Annotated in this window: 14 protein-coding genes; 9 read left to right on the top strand and 5 right to left on the bottom strand. The window is 71.1% G+C overall.

Annotation, left to right across the window (positions count from 1 at the left end):
• Positions 1-76 precede the first annotated feature (76 nt).
• Positions 77-784, bottom strand: coding sequence for an HD domain-containing protein (locus ACWDV4_RS22915; RefSeq protein WP_449982150.1), 708 nt, complete (start codon positions 782-784; stop codon positions 77-79).
• A 102-nt stretch (positions 785-886) separates the two neighbouring features.
• Positions 887-2527, bottom strand: a complete 1641-nt coding sequence (locus ACWDV4_RS22910) for a DUF5722 domain-containing protein (protein ID WP_449982044.1) — start codon at positions 2525-2527, stop codon at positions 887-889.
• A 146-nt stretch (positions 2528-2673) separates the two neighbouring features.
• On the opposite strand from ACWDV4_RS22910, the gene ACWDV4_RS22905 reads away from it, so the two are divergent.
• From ACWDV4_RS22905 to ACWDV4_RS22885, 5 genes are all read left to right on the top strand, one after another.
• Positions 2674-3594 carry a hypothetical protein gene (locus tag ACWDV4_RS22905; protein ID WP_449982042.1) on the top strand — a complete coding sequence of 307 codons (921 nt, stop codon included), beginning with the start codon at positions 2674-2676 and terminating at the stop codon, positions 3592-3594.
• Between the two features lie 188 nt (positions 3595-3782).
• The gene (locus ACWDV4_RS22900) at positions 3783-6389 is read left to right on the top strand and encodes a fibronectin type III domain-containing protein (protein ID WP_449982041.1); all 2607 of its coding nucleotides are present in this window, start codon (positions 3783-3785) and stop codon (positions 6387-6389) included.
• A gap of 79 nt (positions 6390-6468) precedes the next feature.
• Positions 6469-7446: an AAA family ATPase gene (locus ACWDV4_RS22895; protein ID WP_449982039.1), complete on the top strand. Its 978-nt coding sequence runs from the start codon at positions 6469-6471 to the stop codon at positions 7444-7446.
• Complete coding sequence (locus ACWDV4_RS22890; protein ID WP_449982037.1) at positions 7446-8597, top strand: DUF58 domain-containing protein; 1152 nt, start codon at positions 7446-7448, stop codon at positions 8595-8597. The genes ACWDV4_RS22895 and ACWDV4_RS22890 overlap by 1 nt, the downstream gene beginning before the upstream one ends.
• Positions 8588-10720, top strand: coding sequence for a transglutaminase family protein (locus tag ACWDV4_RS22885; protein WP_449982035.1), 2133 nt, complete (start codon positions 8588-8590; stop codon positions 10718-10720). The genes ACWDV4_RS22890 and ACWDV4_RS22885 overlap by 10 nt, the downstream gene beginning before the upstream one ends.
• A gap of 52 nt (positions 10721-10772) precedes the next feature.
• Here ACWDV4_RS22885 and ACWDV4_RS22880 read toward each other — a convergent pair whose 3' ends face one another.
• Together ACWDV4_RS22880 and ACWDV4_RS22875 are read right to left on the bottom strand one after the other, a co-directional pair.
• Entirely contained in the window at positions 10773-12452 is a 1680-nt protein-coding gene (locus ACWDV4_RS22880) for a protein kinase domain-containing protein (protein WP_449982033.1), read from the bottom strand.
• Between the two features lie 264 nt (positions 12453-12716).
• The gene (locus ACWDV4_RS22875; RefSeq protein WP_449982031.1) at positions 12717-14402 is read right to left on the bottom strand and encodes a right-handed parallel beta-helix repeat-containing protein; all 1686 of its coding nucleotides are present in this window, start codon (positions 14400-14402) and stop codon (positions 12717-12719) included.
• A 243-nt stretch (positions 14403-14645) separates the two neighbouring features.
• On the opposite strand from ACWDV4_RS22875, the gene ACWDV4_RS22870 reads away from it, so the two are divergent.
• From ACWDV4_RS22870 to ACWDV4_RS22855, 4 genes are read left to right on the top strand one after another with little or no spacing between them, the layout of a single operon-like run.
• A complete protein-coding gene (locus tag ACWDV4_RS22870; protein ID WP_449982029.1) occupies positions 14646-15095 on the top strand; it encodes a hypothetical protein in 450 nt (149 codons plus the stop codon).
• Between the two features lie 22 nt (positions 15096-15117).
• A complete protein-coding gene (locus ACWDV4_RS22865; RefSeq protein ID WP_449982027.1) occupies positions 15118-15825 on the top strand; it encodes a DUF998 domain-containing protein in 708 nt (235 codons plus the stop codon).
• 41 nt (positions 15826-15866) lie between these two features.
• Entirely contained in the window at positions 15867-16238 is a 372-nt protein-coding gene (locus ACWDV4_RS22860; RefSeq protein ID WP_449982026.1) for a YciI family protein, read from the top strand.
• 19 nt (positions 16239-16257) lie between these two features.
• Positions 16258-17496, top strand: coding sequence for an RNA polymerase sigma factor (locus ACWDV4_RS22855; protein WP_449982024.1), 1239 nt, complete (start codon positions 16258-16260; stop codon positions 17494-17496).
• Between the two features lie 25 nt (positions 17497-17521).
• On the opposite strand, the gene ACWDV4_RS22850 is transcribed toward ACWDV4_RS22855, so the two are convergent.
• Positions 17522-18652 (bottom strand): winged helix DNA-binding domain-containing protein, encoded by a 1131-nt coding sequence (locus tag ACWDV4_RS22850; protein ID WP_449982022.1) that lies wholly within the window; start codon positions 18650-18652, stop codon positions 17522-17524.

The following is an 18652-nucleotide window of genomic DNA, read 5'->3' as shown; positions in this document are numbered from 1 at the left end:
TCTGTCTGCCCGTCCGTTGCTGCCGGGACGGGCGGGCAGGCAGGCAACGGTGGCTGCCAGCACTCAGACAGTGCCTTCAGGACTGGAGGATGGCGGCGAACCGCTGCTCGGCAAGGTCGAACTGGTCCAGGATGTGCTGCTTCGCCTCGTCGTCGAGCGGAGTGTCCGGCCGGACGACCAGGTCACGCAGGATCGGCACCAGCGGGCGATACTTCGTCGCCGCCCGGTGGACCTTCGAGCCGGTCGTGTGGATCACGCCGACACCGTTGTCGGTGAAGTCCGACACCTTGATCACCCGAGCCCACGGGTCCCGGCTCAGGCTCTCCGCCACATGTTCGCGGTACTGCTCGTCCCGGTCCCGGTCCGGGTCGTACGCCGGGTTGGTCACCGACCGGACCAGGTCCGCCACCCGGGGGCCGAAGTCGCGGGCCAACACCCGCAGCGCCGCCTCGGTCGGGTCGGCGGGCTGCCCACCGGCCAGGGCCTCGGGATGGTCCTCGACCGCGTCGTGCAGCAACGCGGCGACGATGACGTCGACGTCGTGCACCCGGTAGTAGCAGATGATCCGAATCGCGACCCGGAGCAGATGGTTGAGGTACGGCTCGCGTACCCGCCGGTCGTCACGGTGCAGCCGGGCCGCGAGGATGAGCGCCCGATCCAGCTTGGCCCGGTCGGCCTCGTCGAATCGGGCGATCTCCAGCGCGAACCGTTTCCGTAGCCCCTCCTCGCCGTAGACCTCGGTGACCGCGTGCAACGGCAGGGACAGCAGGTACGTCGGGATCAGCTCCTCCACGTTGCATGTCTACCGGATACCGCGCACCGGCGGTGTCCCGGTGTCGAACAGCTGCGGTGTCCCGGTGTCGATCACCTGCTGCCCCACCGTGGGTCAGGGATGTACGTAGCCGAGCAGTTGCTCGGTGCGCTGCCCTTCGCAGCCCGGGTCGGTGCTGACGAAGTGGTCCCCGTTGCTCGGCAGGTAGCACCGGTACAGCGGAACCGTGCCGGTCGTGGCAGCGGTGTAGGCGTAGCCGACCGGGCCGAGCGGGAACTGTCCCTCACACCCCCGCTCCCGGCTCAGCAACGAATGCTGACCGACCTTGCACTCGTAGAGCAGAACCGTCCCGGCAGCCGGGCTACGCAGCAGCCGCCACCGTCGCTCCTCGGCGAATCCGGTCGGCAGTTGCCGGGTGGTGGCGACATGTCCGGCGCTGGCCTTGTAGCCCCTGATCAGCAGGGTGTACGGCAGCTGCTCGAACCCGCAGGAGAGTCGCGGCGGGTTGAGGTCGCTGCGGTTGGCCAGTGCCCAGGTCGACCAGGCTGGTTTGGCGCTACCGTCGGCCCGACGCAGGCCCAGCCGGAGCTGCCCCTCATCGGGGTTGTCCTGCATTCGGTGGTAGAGGTAGCTCTCGATGCCGGGCGTGCCGAGGATGTTGCGGAAGCTCTGACAGATCCCGTTCGCCTGTGCGGTCTCGCTGGAGGGAGAGCTGGAGTTGACCCCCTGCTCGGTGAGCTGCACCTGCCAGGCCGACGGGGTGTTCGGGAAGGTGGCGTGCAGCCAGCCCACCAGCACCCCGATGTTGCCGAAGGTCACCTTCGGATAGTCGTCGGCACCGAACCCGGGGGCCAGCAGGTTCGGCGGGTACGGGTGGAACGCCACCCGCCAGGCTCGACCCTGGGCACGGGCGGCCACCTCGCGAATGATCCGCTGACCGGCGAGCAGCGGCTGGTTGATGCCCGGCTGGTCGTACGCCGGGCCGAAGTGGTGGTCCAGCGAGATGAGCACCTTCGCGGTGGACTGCTCGGCGATGATCCGGTCGTACGCGGCGTTGTAGTTGGCGGAGTATTCGGTGACCCAGCGCCCGATGTCGCAGGTGACACCCTGGCCGCAGCCGATGTCGAACCAGGTGTTCGAGTTGACCTCGTTGTGGATGACGAAGTCGGCGATCCGGCCGTTGCCGAGCTGGCCGTTGTAGCGCCGGGCCAGGTAGCCGGTGAAGCGGGCGTAGTCCGCGGCGTTGTTCGGCGTACAGAAGATCTCGAAGCCGGCGGCGGCCGGCGAGCAGGTCTTGCCGGTCCGGGCCCAGGCCGGTACGCCGTAGACGATCGCGGTGACCACGAGTCCTCGGGCGGTGTAGTCCCGAATCGCCGCGTCAACGGCCGTACTGATCTGGAAACACTGACCGTCGTACGCCTCCTGGCCGGCTCCGCACGGCGTGGCCTGCCGGGTCGGCTGCCAGTGCGCCCAGATCAGGTTCATCGAGACACCACCGGTGTTGTTTCCGACGATCTCGTCCTTGTTGGGCCAGAAGTCGGGCTGGATGCCCTTGATCCGGTAGTCCGACCGGGTGGGGTACGGCAGCGCGGCGGCGGTGGCCGTCGGGCCGCTCGCCGAGCTGGCCGGCGATCCGCTCGTTGATCCGCTCGTTGATCCGCCTGGCGATCCGCTCGCCGGCCCGGCGAGGGTCACCACGCCGAATCCCAACACCAGGCTCATTCCGGCCGCGAGTAGTCGTCTCCGCACGCGCACGCCACCACCCCATCAATCGACGAAGGTCTACCGGTGGGGGCACCATGCCAGATCCGCCGTGTCGACGCTACCCACCGGTCACGTCACCAGCGCGGCGAAGATAACAGTCGATCCGGGTCGGCGCCATGGGCAGGTGATCTGGCATCGTGATGACACCCCGGCATGCCGTCGCGGATCACATCGCGCCGGACGTCCGGACCACCCATGCGACCGCAGGGAGGACCGTGGCCGAACCGACACCACCGCTGGCCGGACCGACACCGCAGCGACGTACGGTACCCCGGGTCAGGGGAATCGCCTCGCTGACACCGGGGACCGGGTCCGCGCGGATCACCGATGAACGGGCGTTCTCGATGACCGCTGGGAGTCCGAGCGGGCCGCCCCGGGTGGTCGCGTTCGTCGCGGGTAAAGGAGGTGTCGGCACCACGAGCACGGCAACGGCCGTCGCGCTCACGCTCGCCACCCTGCTACCTGGGCAGGTAGCCCTGGCGGACACCGGAACGGCGACGGCATCCCTCGCGGTCCGACTCGGCGGCTCCACCGGTGTGGATTCGATGGCGGTCGCATCGCGGGGCAGCGAACCGACCGTGGTGGCCGGGGTGACCGTGGTGGATGGTGCACCGTGGGAAACCCCGCTGTCCCGACCCGCGCTGGCCCGCATCGTCACCGACCTGCGCGAGGAACACCACTACACACTGCTGGACGTCGGCGACGACGCCAGCGACATCGGCCACGGCGCACTGGCTCGCGCTGATCGGATCGTGGTCGTCACGACACCAGCACCGGACGCGGTCGCCGCCGCTGGGCTCATGCTGCACCGGGTACGCGCATTGGACCAGGACCGGGTCCGGAACGTCGTCGTCGCGCTGGTCGACGTACCGGGGCGGGGTTGGCGGCACCGGCGGGGCCGGGCGCAGCCACGCATCGCCGACGTGGACCAGGCAGCAGTCATCGACGTGCCATGGGAGCCGACGTTGGCCGCTGGCGTACCGGTCGACCTGCACCGGATGCACCGTCGTAGCCGCGCCGCACTCCTGCGCCTGGCCGCTGTCGGATGTGCCGACTGAGTCACCCCGTGGGTGTGCCGACTGAGGACGGGTACCGCCGAACGTCCACTGTGGTTGATATTCGACGTCCTCGGGCCATTGGGCGCATCGACAAGCTCGGTTAGGCTGACGACACGCGCCCTGTTACCGGCGAGAGCCGGTATGCACAGCTGTCTGTCGGTGATCCGGCGAGGCCCGGAGGTGTGGCCGTGAGTTGGCTCCGCTCGATTGGCGCTCGAATTCGTCACGGCTCCTCCGGGGCGATCGTCACGGTGGTCACGGCAGCACTGCTGGGCAGTGTCCTCACCCTCGGGGCAACCGGTCACGCACCGGAGGTCTTCGACGGCAACGCCTGGCTGTGGAGCCGGCAGGCCGGCGAACTGGCCCGAGTCAACGCCAACTCCGGCACCGTCGACCTGCGTACCCCACTGCTCGACTCACGCGGCCATCCGGTGCGGGTGACCCAGGACGAGCAGAACCTCCTACTGCACGACCTGAAGACCGGACGGGTCACCTCGATGGACCTCACCCGGATGGGTTTCTCCGGCTCCCTGGCCCTGGCCCCGGGGGCCGACGTGGCGATGCTGCTGTCCCAGGGGCTTGCGGTGATCGTCGACCGCACCCGGGGGCTGGTCCGCTCAGTCGACCCAGCCAACCTCCAGGCGCGCGGCGAGCCCCTGCAACTACCCGCACCGCTGGTGGGGGGTGCGTTCGACGCCTCGGGCACGCTCTGGCTCGGGCTACCCGAGCAGGGCACCGTGGTCGCGATCGATGCGGCCAGCGGGGGAAAGGTCGAGATACGGCGTACTGTGCCGGTCGCCGCTCCCGGTCAGGAGCTGGCGATCAGCGTGCTCGATCGCGGTGTGCTGGCGGTCGACCGGGGCGGTGACCAACTCGTGGTGGTATCCGGCCCGCAGATCCACCGGGTGACCGCACCGGTACAGCTTCGTGGCGCGCTGGTCCCGGAGCGCACGGTCGGCGCGCTCGCCGCCGTGACCGTCCCGCAGGCCGGGGCCATCGTCGCGGTCGAGAACACCGACCGGGGTGGCCCGGTACACCGACTGCCACTGCCCACCGGGCAACGTACGGACCAGCCAGCGCTGCCGTTCTCCGGTCGGGTCTACGTCCCCGACCAGCCGTCGGGCACGGTTCGGGTGCTCGACCTGGCCGGCACCGAAGCCACACCGGTACGGATGCCGCAAGCGCAGGGCGACCTGGAGTTGCAGGTACGCGAGCAGCACCTCTTCATCAACTCGGCGGACGCCCCGGTCGCCTGTGTGGTGGACAGTCGCGGCGCGGTGAAGGTCGTCGACAAGTACGGGCCGAAGGCGACCGTCCCCGGGCCGGGTGATCCGACCGCCAGCCCCACCCCCACCCCGGACACCGGTACGGGCACCCCGAGCCCACGGCCGACACCGAGCGGGAGCGACCCGCCGGGCGAATCCGGTGAGCCGGGCACCGAACCACCGGGCCCACCGGTGCCGGTGACCGCACTGGCCGGCGACGGGCGGATCGACCTGCAGTGGGGACGAGCCGCCGCCGGTTCCGCACCCGTCGACGGCTACCGCGTCGAGTGGGCGGGTGGCAGCACCCGAGTGGCCGGCCGCACCCTGTCCACCACCATCGGTGGCCTGCGCAACGGTCAGACGTACCGGTTCCGGGTGACCGCGCACAACCGGCACGGCTGGGGGCCGCCCGCGCTCTCCGGGCCGGTCGTCCCGGTCGACCGGGTGCCGGCATCGGCCGGTACGCCCACCGCGTCGGCCGCTCCCGGGCGGGTCACCGTGACCTGGGCCGCAGTCCCCGGTGCCCGGGACTACGTGGTCGTTCCGCTGCGCAACGGCGACGCGGGCAGCGATCCGCCGCAGACGGTCACCGGCACGTCGGCCGAGTTCGCCGGCCTGGCTGCCGGCCACCGCTACCGGTTCACGGTGACCGCACGCAACGACGCGGGCGGAGCCGCTCCGGCCAGTCCACTCAGCAACGAGGTGGTGCCGTACGCCGTACCGGGGCGGCCCGGTGCGGTGGCCGGGCGGCAGGTCGGCCCGGACCGTTACGAGATCACCTGGACAGCGGCTGCAGCCAACGGCCGACCGGTACAGCAATACCAGGTACGGACCGGCGACGGTCAGCCGCTGGGCAGTACGGCCGGCGGGGCGCGCCGGCTGACCGTGGCGGCCACCGGGCTGACCCGGGTGACGGTGTCCGCGGTCAACGCGGCCGGTGAAGGTGCTGCCGGCTCCGGGGCGGTGACCGCCGCGACCGCACCGGTCGTCCAGATCACCGACGTGTCGGTCACCGCCTCGTCGGTGCGGGTCCGGTTCACCGTCTCCAACGGCGGCATCACCGCCACCTGCACCACCACAGCGGGCGGGCGCTCCGCGACCGGCTGCGGCACCGCCACGGTGACCGGGCTGGCCGCCCGCACCCGCTACAAGGTGACGGTCCAGGCGCGTAACCCGATGGGAACCGGCGAGGCCACCGCCACGGTGACCACCGACTACCCACAGTTGGGTGGGGTGGTCACCTGCCAGGATGCGCCGACCAATCCGGACCCGGGCTACTGCACCTCGACCGGGGGCATCCGGGTCTTCCCCCGCGCCCGTTGGCTGCCCGGCACCGAGCTGCGGCGGCTGATGCCGGGCAGCCGGATCGTGGCGACCTGCCGGGTCACCGGGGAGCACCTGGCGGCCGGGGTCTACAACCGCCACAAGGCGAGCGACCAGTGGCTACGGCTGACCACCGGCGGATACATCGCCTGGGTCTGGGTGACCCTCGACAACGGTGACGACGTCAATGCCCTGCCCCGTTGCTGACCGACCCAGCGTCCGACCGACCTGTTTCTGACCGACCCAGCGACCGACCGACCTGTTTCTGACCGATTCGAGGAGCACCGTGCCGCCACCCCCCAACCCTGACGAGGTCGGTGAGGCCGCCACGGCGCTCGCCGGCCTCACCGACGCCATCGCCACCGTGCTGCTCGGTAAGACGGAGACGATCCGGTTGGCGGTGACCGCGCTCGTCGCGCAGGGGCACCTGCTGATCGAGGACGTACCCGGGGTGGGTAAGACGACCCTGGCCCGGGCGATGGCTGCCGCCGTGACCGGGCAGTGGCGGCGGATCCAGTTCACCCCGGACCTGCTGCCGTCGGACGTCTCCGGGGTGACCATCTACCACCAGGCCAGTGGCGGCTTCGAGTTCCACCCTGGCCCGGTGTTCGCCAACATCGTCATCGCTGACGAGATCAACCGGGCGTCCCCGAAGACCCAGTCGGCACTGCTGGAGGTGATGGAGGAACGGTTCGTCACCGTCGACGGGGTACGTCACCCGGTGCCCCGACCGTTCCTGGTGGTCGCCACACAGAACCCGGTCGAGATGGACGGCACCTACCGGCTTCCCGAGGCCCAACTGGACCGGTTCCTGATGAAGCTGTCGATCGGATATCCGGACGAGGCAGCCGAGCTGGAGGTGATGCGGGGCGACGCGGAGCGCTCTCCGGAACGGATCGAGCCGGTCCTCGACACCGCTGCGGTGGCCCGGTTGGCGGAGCTCGCACAACGGGTCGACGTACACGACGAGATCTACGGTTACATCCGGCGAATCGCGGTCGCCAGCCGGCGTCATTCCGACATCCGGGTCGGCCTCTCCCCCCGGGCGTGCGTGGCACTGGCCCGTGGTGCCCGCGCCTATGCGCTCGGCGCTGGCCGGGGCTATGTGCTGCCCGAGGACGTCAAGGCCCTGGCCCCGACCGTGTGCGCACACCGGTTGCTGATCACCCCCGACGCCGCACTACGCGGGCAGACCGGCACCGACGTAATGGCTGGGATCGTCGCCGAGGTGGCCGCACCCCACCCGGTGTCGGCCGCCCGTTGATGCCGACCGTACGCGGTTGGACGGTGCTCGCGGTCAGCACGCTGCTGCTCGTCCTCGGCCTGGTCGTCGGCTACCGGGAGTTGCCCGTGCTGGGTGGTGTGGGACTGGTGGCCGTCGGTGTCGCTGCCGGCTGGGTCGGCTGGCCGCCCCGACTGTCGGTGGATCGCACCCTGCGCCCGGCCCGGACGCACCGGGGCGGAGGTTGCCAGGTGGTGTTGGACGTCCACACCGTCTCCGGCCGGACCCGCCGGTTCACGGCCACCGATGTGCTCGACGGGCCGGCAGGTCAGCAGGGGCGGGATCGGATCGTCCCGATACCAGCCATCCGGGTGCGGGGCGGCATGCCGACCCGGTTGACCTATCCGCTGCCCACCGATCGGCGTGGGGTGTTCACCGTGGGCCCGCTACGGATCGCCCGTACCGACCCGCTGGGGCTCTGCCGGATTCAGCAGCGGGTCGGCCCCAGCGACCAGCTGGTGGTACGACCGCGCTGGCATCGGCTACGCGCCCTGCCGGCCGGGATCGCGCCCAACCTCGACGGCACGGTGGACGGTGCCCGGCACGGCAGCATCGCGTTCCACGCGCTGCGGGAATACCGCACCGGCGACGACCTGCGGCATGTGCACTGGCGCACCAGCGCCAGGGTGGGTGAGCTGATGGTCCGGGAGTACGTGGACACTGCGCTGCCCCAGGTCGTACTGCTGCTCGACGACCGGGCCGAGGCGTACCAGGGGCACCCGGAGCTGATCGAGGAGGCCATCGAGGTGGCCGCATCGCTGCTGGTCAGCACCCTGGACTCCGGCACGCCGGTGAGCCTGCACCTGGCGTCGGCCCGGGGCGTGGCCGCGACGACCAGCACCGGGCTGGACCTGCTGGCCCAGGTACGACCGGTGGCCGGGGTGGATCTGGCCGGGGCGGTACGCCGTACCCGCAGTGACGGGCCGCGCCGGGATGCGTTCATCCTGGTCACCGGCTCGGACGTGGATCTGGCACCGGCCGTCGCCGCAGCCGACGGATATCCGCAGGTGATGGTGGTGGCGCTCGGCCCGACCACCGTTCGGCCAGCACCACCGCGCGACGTCGCCCTGGTCAGCGCCAGCAACGCGGTGGAGTTCGCGAGTCGATGGGATCGGCCGGTGCGATGGGCGTGAGAGAGCTGGTCGCCACCGTGGCGGCGGCCACGGCGTGCGCGACGGCGGCCCTGCCGATCACGGCCAGCTACGCGCCGGGACCGCTGCCAATCCTGTTGCCGCTCGCCGCAGCGGGCGGGGCCGCCCTGGTGGCCGGGGCGCGTGCGCTACGGATGCCGCCCGCTGCCGCGCTGCTGGCGGGGCTCGCCGGGCTCGCCGCCGGGCTGCTGGCGTTGGCCGTCTGGCTGCCCCGCCCTGACGGAGCGCTACTCGTCGCCACGCTCACCGCCGTACGGGGCTCGGGGGCACGGATCCTCACCAACGCCACCCCGCTCGAATCCACCATGGACACGGTCGCGCTGCCGCTCTGCGCCACCTGGCTGGCTGCGGCCACCGCCGTCAGTCTGCTGCGCAGCCAAAGGCCGGCCACCGCCACGCTGCCCCCGGTCGTGCTCTTCCTCGGCATGCTGATCATGGTCGGCCCCGAGCCCCGGCCGGCGTACGGGCCCGCCGTGCTCCTGGTCGGCGCGCTGGCCCTTCTCCTCGGTGTGGCCAGCGGATACGCCGGCCCCCGGAGTGCCCTGCTCGGCACGACCGGGCTCGCCGCCCTGCTGGCCGTGGCCGTGGTCCTCGTCGGATCGCCGCTGCTGGCCGGCGTCCGGCAGCCCCCCGACCTGCGAACATACGTCCAGCCGCCGTTCCGACATGCCGAACAGGTCAACCCGCTCAGCCTGCTCTCCGGCTGGGCAGCCGACCCGCAGCGCCCGCTGCTGGAGGTACGCACCAGCCACCCGTACCGCCTCCGCTGGGTCACCCTGCCCGACTTCACCGGCATCACCTGGCTGCCCGCACCCAGCTACCGGGCGGCGGGGACGCGGCTGCCCGCCGCACCGGATCCGGCACCCCGCACCACCCCGGTACGGCAGGAGGTGACCGTCGCCGCCCTCACCGGAGGATGGCTACCGGTCCCCGACGGTGCCCGCGAGATACACGGGGTACGGATCGCCGTGGACCGGGACTCGGCGACGGTGGCGCTGCCGGACGGGCTCACCACCGGGGCCCACTACACGGTCGAGGCGAAAGTTCCGGTGTGGACTCCCGACGAGTTGGCCGCAGCCCGGCTCCCTTCCGACCCCGACTACGACCGGTACCGTCTGCTGCCCCCGGGCTGGCCCGCCCGCCTGTTCGAGCTGGCCCAGCTCGCGGCCGGCACCGGGGCACCCCACCAGCAGGCGGTACGGCTCGCCGACTACCTGCGTAGGCAGTACCGCTTCGATCCCCAGGCCCCGGGCGGCAACGGATATCCGAGCCTCGACCGGTTCCTGACCCGGCCCGTGTCAGCCGGCGGCGGCCGGGGCACCTCCGAACAGTTCGCCACGGCGTTCGCCGTACTCGGTCGGGCACTGGGACTACCGACCCGGGTGGTGGTGGGTTTCCAGCCTGGCCAGCCGCTCGGCGGCGACCGCTACCTGGTGCACACCGGCGACGCGCTGGCCTGGCCAGAGGTCTATTTCGCCGGGGTGGGCTGGATCGGCTTCGACCCGACCCCGGTGGCGTCCACGACCGGGAACCAGGTCGTCGAGGAGCAGCCGGCTCCGCTGACCGAGCCGAGCCGAGGGCCGGACGAGGCCGCCACGTTACCCGACGAGGAGCCTCGCGACGAGGTACGGGCTGGGCCCGTACCCGCCGGATCCGGGTCGCCGTTCGTACCGTTCATCGGTGGTTTCGCCGTACCGGTGGTGCTGGCGGGCCTGGTCGTCGCGTTACGGCTACGGCGTACCGCCCGGCGGTTCGGCCACGCCGATCCCGGCCGCCGGGTCCTCGGCGCCTGGGCCGAACTCTGCGACGGGCTGCGCCTGGCCGGCCGGGCACCCGACCCCGCGCTGGTCGCGGACGAGGTCGCCGACCTGGCCGTCGCTGCTGTTGCGAGCGGGCCGGGTGGGTGGGCTGCCCCGCCGGGTCGGCTCGCTGCGCTCGCCGGCACCGTGAACGCGGTGGCGTTCGCGGGCGTCGAACCGGACCGGGAGACCGCCTTCCGGGCAACCGCCGAGGTACGCGCCTACCTGCGGATCCTGCGCCGCCGGGCGGGTGGGCTCCGGCGGTGGATTTGGTGGCTCGATCCGCGACCGCTCTGGTGGCGCTAGGTCGACGTCTCCGCGCTTTCAGTGCTGCCGGACCGGTGTCTGGGAGTACGGGTCAGCGGCTCGGCCCCGGCGCGGACCGGCGGGTGCATACCTCCTCGGAGTGCGCCACCTCGTCGACCGAGAGCACCGCGACGACCACGAAGCAGTAGTCGACGGTCGGGTTCAGCCCGTTGACCCGGACCGAGGTGACCCCGGCGGCACCGTTGGCTAGGGTCGACGGTGGCCGACCAACCGGGCCGCCGACCACATAGGACGGTGCCTGTCCGCCACTGCCGTCCTGCCAGGTCAGGGTCACCGCGATCCGCTCGTCGCTGAGCCCGACCTGCCGGGGCGCGGCCAGCGGATTCTGCGACGCCGAGGGGGTCGGCTCCGGATCGGCCTGGGGCGCGGTGCCAGGCCGAATGACCAGCAGCACGGTGGCCGCACCGAGGGCGAGCCCGATCATGGTGGCAACAGCACGGTGGGTGGCCCAGCGGCTGGGCCACCGTGGGGCGCGGCTGGCCGACCGGGCCGGTGGTACGACTACCGCCTCCCGCATCGGTACCCCGCCGCTGTCAGCCATACCCGTTTCCGGTTCGGCAGGTGTGGCTACGGCAGGTACGGGTGCAGCCGGTGCAGGTACGGCAGGTGCGGATGCGGCCGGTGCAGGTACGGCAGGTGCGGATGCGGCCGGTGTGGATACGGCAGGTGCGGGGGAAGGTTCCGCCGGAACCAGCGGCCGGCTTGGGTCGCCCCGATCCGGTGGGCGGATCGATCCCTGCCGGCCGCCCCCGGTGCTGCCGGTGGGCGTACTGCCAGCGGCTGGCACCTCGATGACCGGTCCGGTACGTGGCAGCGATCCGGTACGCGCCACCGGGGCCACCGGAGCCGAGTGGTCCGACAGACTCGCGGGGTCTGCCAGGGTAGCGGGGTCCGCCAGGGTAGCCGGGTCCGCCAGGGCAACGGCAAACTCGGCGGCGCTGCCGAACCGTGCCTCCGGTTCCTTGGCCATCCCCCGGGCCAACAACGTCTGCAACCCGGCCGGCACATCCCCTCGGGGCACCGGCGGCACCGGCCGGTGCAGGGTGTCCTCCCGATAGGCGAACGGATCCGGGGTCCGGTCACCCGCCACTGCGAACGGCGGATGCCCGGCGAGCAGGGTCCAGAGGGTGGAGGCGAGGCTGTAGATGTCGGATCGGGTGTCCTGCCGCTGCCGGCGCAGCGCCTCCGGGGCGGCGTGTGGCGGGGTGAGCCGGTCGAGGGCGACGGTGCCGGCCAGTTCGTCGGGATCGGCCGCGATGCCGAAGTCGGCCAGCACCGGACCGGTCGCCCCAGACAGGATGTTGTCCGGGGTCACGTCGCGGTGGATCAGCCCCGCGTCGTGGATCACCTGGAGCGCCTCCGCGACGGCGACGGCGACCCGTACCGCCTCGGCCACCGGCAGCGGACCGCGCCGGGCGAGCACGTCGGCGTACGAGCCATCCGGGTGGTACGCCATCGCCAGATACGGTCGCCCATCGTCGGTACGACCGGTGTCGAGGACACGTACCAGGTGTGGGTGCGCGGGTAGCCGGGGCAGCAGGGCCAGTTCGGTGACCTGTGCGGTCTCGGTACGGAGCACCTTGAGCGCCACCGGTTCGTCGCCGTCCTCGGTAAGTGCCCGGTACACCGTCGCGTCCGGCCCTCGGCGGATGCGTTCCTGGATCCGGTAGCCGGATATCGTCGGGGCGTTCCGGGGCGGGCCGACGCTCATCAGGCTCGGCCCGACCTGCGGTCACCGGTGGTCGCCGCTACCGCTGGGCCCATGGGTCCGCCCTCGCCATCCGACACGTTGACGCTCCTGTCATCGGAACCACCCGGGCCGGCCATCGGCTGCCCGAGCGCACGCGCTGATCCGATGGTAGTGGTCCCACCGGTTTACTCAAGGTCCCATTAGGAGCACTCTTCGGGGTCTACCTCACCCTGCTCGACACCGACGAGCCGCTCAGCCACGCAGGCTGACAAACCGCGTAATCATTCAGGATGACGGACCGGCCTGCTGACTCTCCTCTATCGCCACGGTGAGGTCGGCGACGGTGAGCTGGCGCAGTGCCTCGATCGTCGGCCGCTGCCCGCTCCCCCGCAACCGTTGGGCCTGTGCCTGGCGTACCGCCTCAAACAGCCGACGGGCCTCGCGTGCGTTGCCAAAGTTCGGTTCGTGCCGGAGCCGCTCGAAGTGCTCGCGCAGCAGCGGCTGCGTCTCGACGACGAACTCGTAGTCGGCGGCCCGGGCGAGCCGGGTAATGATCAGGACCAGTTCCTCGGAGTGGTAGTTCTCGAACTCGATGGTCTTGGAGAACCGGGAGGCGAGTCCCGGATTGGTGGAGAGGAAGTCGGTCATCTCCACGGTGTAGCCGGCGGCAATCACCGCCACGTTGTCCCGGTGGTCCTCCATCAACTTGACCAGCGTGTCGATCGACTCCTGGCCGAAGTCACCGCGTAGACCGGCCCGGGACAACGTGTACGCCTCGTCGATGAAGAGCACGCCGCCGGCCGCCTCCTCGAAGGCCGCCGCCGTCTTGATCGCAGTCTGGCCGAGGTACTGGCCGACCAGGTCACGCCGGGCGACTTCCCGGAAGGCGCCGCTGGGCAGCACCCCCAGCACGGCGAGCAGGCGGCCATACAGCCGAGCCACTGTGGTCTTTCCGGTGCCCGGTGCGCCCGCGAAGATGAGATGGTGGCCGGTCTGCTCCACGGCCAGGCCGGCACCGCGCCGCCACTCGTTCACCTGCAACTCGTCGATCAGCCCTCGGACCTGGGCCTTGACTGCGGCCAGCCCGACCATTGCGTCCAACTCGGCCAGCAACGAGCCCAACACTGCCTGGTCGCGGCTGTCCTCGCCGGCGTCCGGCCGACCGGCCCGATCATCGCCGGTGCCGGTGACCCGGGTACTGGCGTCCGGCGCGACCTCGATGCCGGGCGACCGGACGTTCTCCACCCGGCAGCTGTCGATCTCACCCGCGCAGCCCCGGCCCACCTGGATCGCCACCCCCTGGGTGTCGTGGATCCAGCACCGCCGCAGGACCGGCGCGCTTTCGTGCGCGATCTCCACCCCGACGGCACCGACCTGGGAGATCTCACAGCCCTCGATCACCGGTCGGCCCAGTTGGTAGACGTAGATGCCACGACGCTGGCAGCGGCTGATCGTGCTGGCCCGGATGTGCGGGTCGGCACCGAGTCGGGCGATCACGCCGTCGTCGACGTCGCTCACTTCGCAGTCCTGCACGGTGCCGCCGGAGTCCTCGAAGAGGAACCCGAACTGGCCCCCGGTGATCCTCGTCCGGAGCGCGTCGCATCGGCTGCGGTCCCGGACGTCGATCGCCGCGTCGTATCCGCTGGAGACCTCGCACTGCTTGATCGAGATCGTGGAGCGCCTACCGGCAATCGCTGGATGGTCCCCGGCCCGGATGGTCAGCCCTTCGATCGAGAGCTCGCCGTTGCGGACGTCGAACGCCGGATGTGGCAGGCCGCGTGCGTCGAGTTCGACCGTGCCGGAGTCGTCAGCCACCGCCACCCGGACTGACATGTCGACCACGAACAGGGCCTCGTGGTACGTGCCCGGGGTGACCAGGATCGTCACCCCCGACGACGCGGCGGCCAGCGCCGCGCCCAGAGTGGCGTACGCGCCGCGCTGCTGGGGGGCCACGAGAAGAGTGCGCGCCATCGCTCCGACCGGTATCAGCTGGGACCCTACGACGTCTTGCCCGCCAGCATAGTGCCGCCGAGCATTCACTGTCGCGAGTAGACTGTGCCGGCCCGCATCGACGCATCGTGTTCCTCCCCACGGGCACGGTCTTGCCGCCCACCGTCGGGGTGGATTCCAAAAAACTTCTCCGTGCATGTCGAAACGGCGTGGCCGGCTCGGATGTATCCGCGTAAGAGGCAAGTGACGCGGATGGAGCAGACCATGTCGGATGAGCAGTACGTCCAGGCCACCCCGGAGCCCAGCACCCAGGTACGGGCCCTCGACCGCCTGGTGGGCACCTGGACGGTCACCGGTGGGGCGGTCGGGACGGTCAGCTACGAGTGGATGGCGGGTGGCTACTTCCTGATCCAGCGGGTGGAACTGGAGCAGTACGGGCAGCGGATCCACGGGGTCGAGATGATCGGCCACCTGCGCCCGTTCGGCGAGCAGCCCAGCGCGGACGTGTACTCGCGGTTCTACGACAGCACCGGCAACACGCTGGACTACGTGTACGAACTCGACGGGGACACCCTGCACATCTGGGGCGGGGAGAAGGGCTCGCCAGCGAAGTTCACCGGAACGTTCACCGATGGCGACCGCGTGATGGACGGCGCGTGGGTCTACCCCGGTGGTGGCGGCTACCCGTCGACCATGACCCGTACCGACGCCTGAGCCACACCGAAGGCGTCCGACGATGACGACAGAAACGAGCCAGCGAGCAGCGGGGGCCGACGACGCACCCCGCACACGCTCGCTCCGGCCCGACCGGCTGCTCGCCGCCGGCCTGCTCGCCGGGCCGCTGTTCGCCACCCTGGTAGCGGTTCAACTGGTAGCCCACCCAGACTTCGACCTCGGCCGGCACCCGATCAGCATGCTCGCCACCGGAGACCACGGTTGGGTACAGGTGGCCACCTTCGCCCTGACCGGGCTGCTGGTCGTGGCCGCCTCTCGTGGCGTGCGCCACCGGCTCCCGTCTGGGCGGGGCCGGGTCTGGGTGCCTCGACTGATCGCCCTGTTCGGGATCGGTCTGATCGCTGCGGGCAGCTTCGTGCCCGATGCCGAGAACGGGTATCCGGCCGGCACCCCCGACGGGCCCGTCGCGACAATGAGCTGGCACGGGATCGCCCACTCCGCCAGCGCCGCGATCGGCTACAACGCCCTGATCATCGCAATGGTGGTGTTCGCGGTACGTCTGGCCACCCTGCAGAGACACGGCTGGGCGGTGGGTAACGCCGCAGTCGCACTGACGTTGTTGGTGCTGCTGTCCCTACCCATGGCCGACGGGGTGAGCATCCGAATGGCGATCGGAGGTGTCGTGGCCTTCGGCTGGCTGGCCGCGCTGTGTGGATCCCTCCGTTCCGGCCGGGTCCCCCGGTCCGGCGAGCCCCGTCACCCCCGGTAACCAGGGTCCTGCCACCCTTGGGTACGGAGAGGAGAGCTGCGATGAAGTACCTGCTGATGGCGTACACCAGCGCCAGCACCTGGACCGAGGAAGACGTCAGCGCCGAGGAGGTCCAGCGGATCTGCGACTTCTACGCCCAGTTCGAGAAGGAGTTGACCGCGTCCGGGGAGTGGGTCGGCTCGGAGGGCTTGGCGGACCCGTCGCACACCCGGACCGTACGCAAGGTCGGTGGGTCGCCGGTGGCCACCGACGGCCCGTACGTCGAGGCGAAGGAGACCCTGGTCAGCTTCAGCATCGTCGACGTGGCCAGCTACGACCGGGCGGTGGAGATCGCCGCGCGGGTCGTCGACTTCACCGGTGAGACGATCGAGGTCCGGCCAGTCATGCAGGTCGACTTCGGCGGCGACGACTGATGCACCTGGGGATCAACTGATGCACCTGGATCCACCCACCGAGGACCTGTTACGTCGGGAGGCGCCGCAGGTCCTCGGTGCGTTGGTACGGCGCTACGGCCGATTCGACGTCGCCGAGGACGCCGTCCAGGAGGCGCTGCTGGCCGCCGCCAGGCAGTGGCCGGTCGACGGGGTGCCGGAGAAGCCGCGTGGCTGGCTGATCCGGGTCGCCTCCCGGGCCATGACCGACATGCTGCACAGCCAGCTCGCCCGGCAGCGCCGGGAGGAACAGCTACACGTCGCCATCCCGCCGGACCGGTTCCTGGCCCCCGCTGCGGACGCGGTCCGGCAACCCGAGGACGACAGCCTGCTGCTGCTCTTCCTCTGTTGCCATCCGTCGCTGTCGGCGGCGTCGCAGGTCGCATTGACGTTGCGCGCCGTGGGCGGACTCACCACCGAGGAGATCGCGCGGGGGTTCCTCGTACCCGCCGCCACCATGGGGCAGCGGATCAGCCGGGCCAAGGCCACCGTGGCGAAGTCCGGCGCCGCGTTCCGGATGCCCGCCGGCAGCGAGGTCGAGGCCCGGCTTCGCGCGGTCCTGCGGGTGATCTACCTGATCTTCAACGAGGGGTACGTGGCCACGGCCGGCGAGGAGCTGACCCGCGTCGACCTCAGTGGCGAGGCCATCCGGCTGGCCCGCCTGCTGCGGCACGCCCTGCCCGACGATGGCGAGGTCGCCGGGCTTACCGCACTGCTGCTGCTCACCGAGGCCCGCCGACCGGCCCGGGTCGCCGCCGACGGGACGGCCGTTCCCATCGCCGAGCAGGACCGGGAACGGTGGGACCGCCGACTCATCGAGGAGGGCACCGCCCTGCTCGACAGTTCGATGGGCAGGACACGGCTGGGGCCGTACCAGATCCAGGCGGCGATCGCCGCCCTGCACGACGCCGCCGCACGCCCCGCGGACACCGACTGGCCGCAGATCCTCGCGCTCTACACCCTGCTCCAGCGGTACGACGACAGCCCGATGGTCACCCTGAACCGGGCCGTTGCGGTGGCCATGGTGCAGGGCCCCCGGGCGGGGCTCGACCAGCTCCGGGATCTCGACGGTCTCGGCAACCACCATCGTCTTCATGCCGTCCGCGCACACCTGCTGGACCTCGCCGGGGATCAGGTGGCGGCCCGAAGCGCCTACCGGCAGGCCGCCCGGTTGACCCTGAGCATGCCCGAACGTCGTCATCTTCTGCACCGCGCCGACCGTCTCGGCAACGAACCATAGGCAGCGTCGTTCCGATCCCGGGCGGTCATTGCGGCTGCGTTATCCGGATGTCGCGCTGGGTGGCCTCCGGGTTGGTGAAGGTAAGCAACCGGTCGGCTTCGGCCTCGACCTCGACGCGATCCGCCATCGACAACGGGCGGAGCAGCTCAACGGTCAGCGTGGCGGTGTCGACCGAGCCGGACACCGACCAGGTGGCGGCGACCGTACCGTCGACGAGAACGCTGGGCGAGACTCCAGCGCCGACACAGACCTGGCTGCGTACCTGATCGGTCATCATCCGGTTCCGATCCGCGTAGGCCAACACTGGCGCGTCGAACTCGGGTAGAAACCGCACCGGTACCGGTAGGTCGGCGGCGGGCATTGGCGCGTCCGGCAGGTCGAACAGCTCGCGGCCCGACTCGTCGGCGTATACCCGCAGCTCTGGCCGCAGTTGCTCGAACACCTCACGCAACCCGCTCACGCCGGACCAGGCCCGGGCGTCGGCAACGGTCGCCGGCCCGAACGCCGCCAGGTAGCGCCGCACCATCTGACGCCTTTCCTCGGCTGTGGTCTCCGGTCGTACGCCGGTCCAGTCGGCGCGGACAAAGGGCGTCGCGCCGTAGGTGCGCCAGGTGCCGCTCGGAGCGGGGTGTATCAGGGGTTCGAGATATTGCACGCTCCAGCCGAGCGCGGCCGCATCGGCCCCGGGCCGCTGGGCCACGAGCAGCCGACCCAGCTCGGGTCGGGTCAACACCCGTCCGTCCGCGAGCAGTTCCCGTGCCTCGGTGACCAACCCGGCCAGGTCGACGCCGACGGTACGGCGACCGAACGCGTTGCGCTGAACCCGGCGCAGCAGCGGCGCGAGCACCGGCCGGACCAACCGGAAATCCGGTACGGACATCAGGTGCTGGGTGGCCCGCATCATCGTCGACCGCACCAACGACCGGTCTTCGATCGCCGCGGTCAGGTCGCGAATCGCGAACCGCTCCAGCCGGGTCCACAAAGCGACGTACGGCCCGTTCGGGCCCTGCGCGTTCAGCCCGAGCACCCGCTCGACGGCCGCGACCACCGGCAGGTCCGCCCGGCGCAGTAGAAGCTGCCGGGCCAGCACCGCCCGGTTGAGCGCCCGCAGGCTCAGCACGTTGACACCCGGTCGTACCGGCCTGCGGGCGCCCAT

This window comes from Micromonospora sp. NPDC003197 (assembly GCF_053590565.1).
The sequence above is the reverse complement of the archived record's forward strand: the minus strand, read 5'-3'. Positions and strand labels throughout refer to the sequence as shown.

Coding starts and splice junctions, on each gene's coding strand:
- ACWDV4_RS22890 (WP_449982037.1), top strand. CDS start 7,446: ATGCCGACCGTACGCGGTTGGACGGTGCTCGCGGTCAGCACGCTGCTG.
- ACWDV4_RS22885 (WP_449982035.1), top strand. CDS start 8,588: ATGGGCGTGAGAGAGCTGGTCGCCACCGTGGCGGCGGCCACGGCGTGC.
- ACWDV4_RS22880 (WP_449982033.1), bottom strand. CDS start 12,452: ATGAGCGTCGGCCCGCCCCGGAACGCCCCGACGATATCCGGCTACCGG.
- ACWDV4_RS22875 (WP_449982031.1), bottom strand. CDS start 14,402: ATGGCGCGCACTCTTCTCGTGGCCCCCCAGCAGCGCGGCGCGTACGCC.
- ACWDV4_RS22870 (WP_449982029.1), top strand. CDS start 14,646: ATGTCGGATGAGCAGTACGTCCAGGCCACCCCGGAGCCCAGCACCCAG.
- ACWDV4_RS22865 (WP_449982027.1), top strand. CDS start 15,118: ATGACGACAGAAACGAGCCAGCGAGCAGCGGGGGCCGACGACGCACCC.
- ACWDV4_RS22860 (WP_449982026.1), top strand. CDS start 15,867: ATGAAGTACCTGCTGATGGCGTACACCAGCGCCAGCACCTGGACCGAG.
- ACWDV4_RS22855 (WP_449982024.1), top strand. CDS start 16,258: ATGCACCTGGATCCACCCACCGAGGACCTGTTACGTCGGGAGGCGCCG.
- ACWDV4_RS22850 (WP_449982022.1), bottom strand. CDS start 18,652: ATGGGCGCCCGCAGGCCGGTACGACCGGGTGTCAACGTGCTGAGCCTG.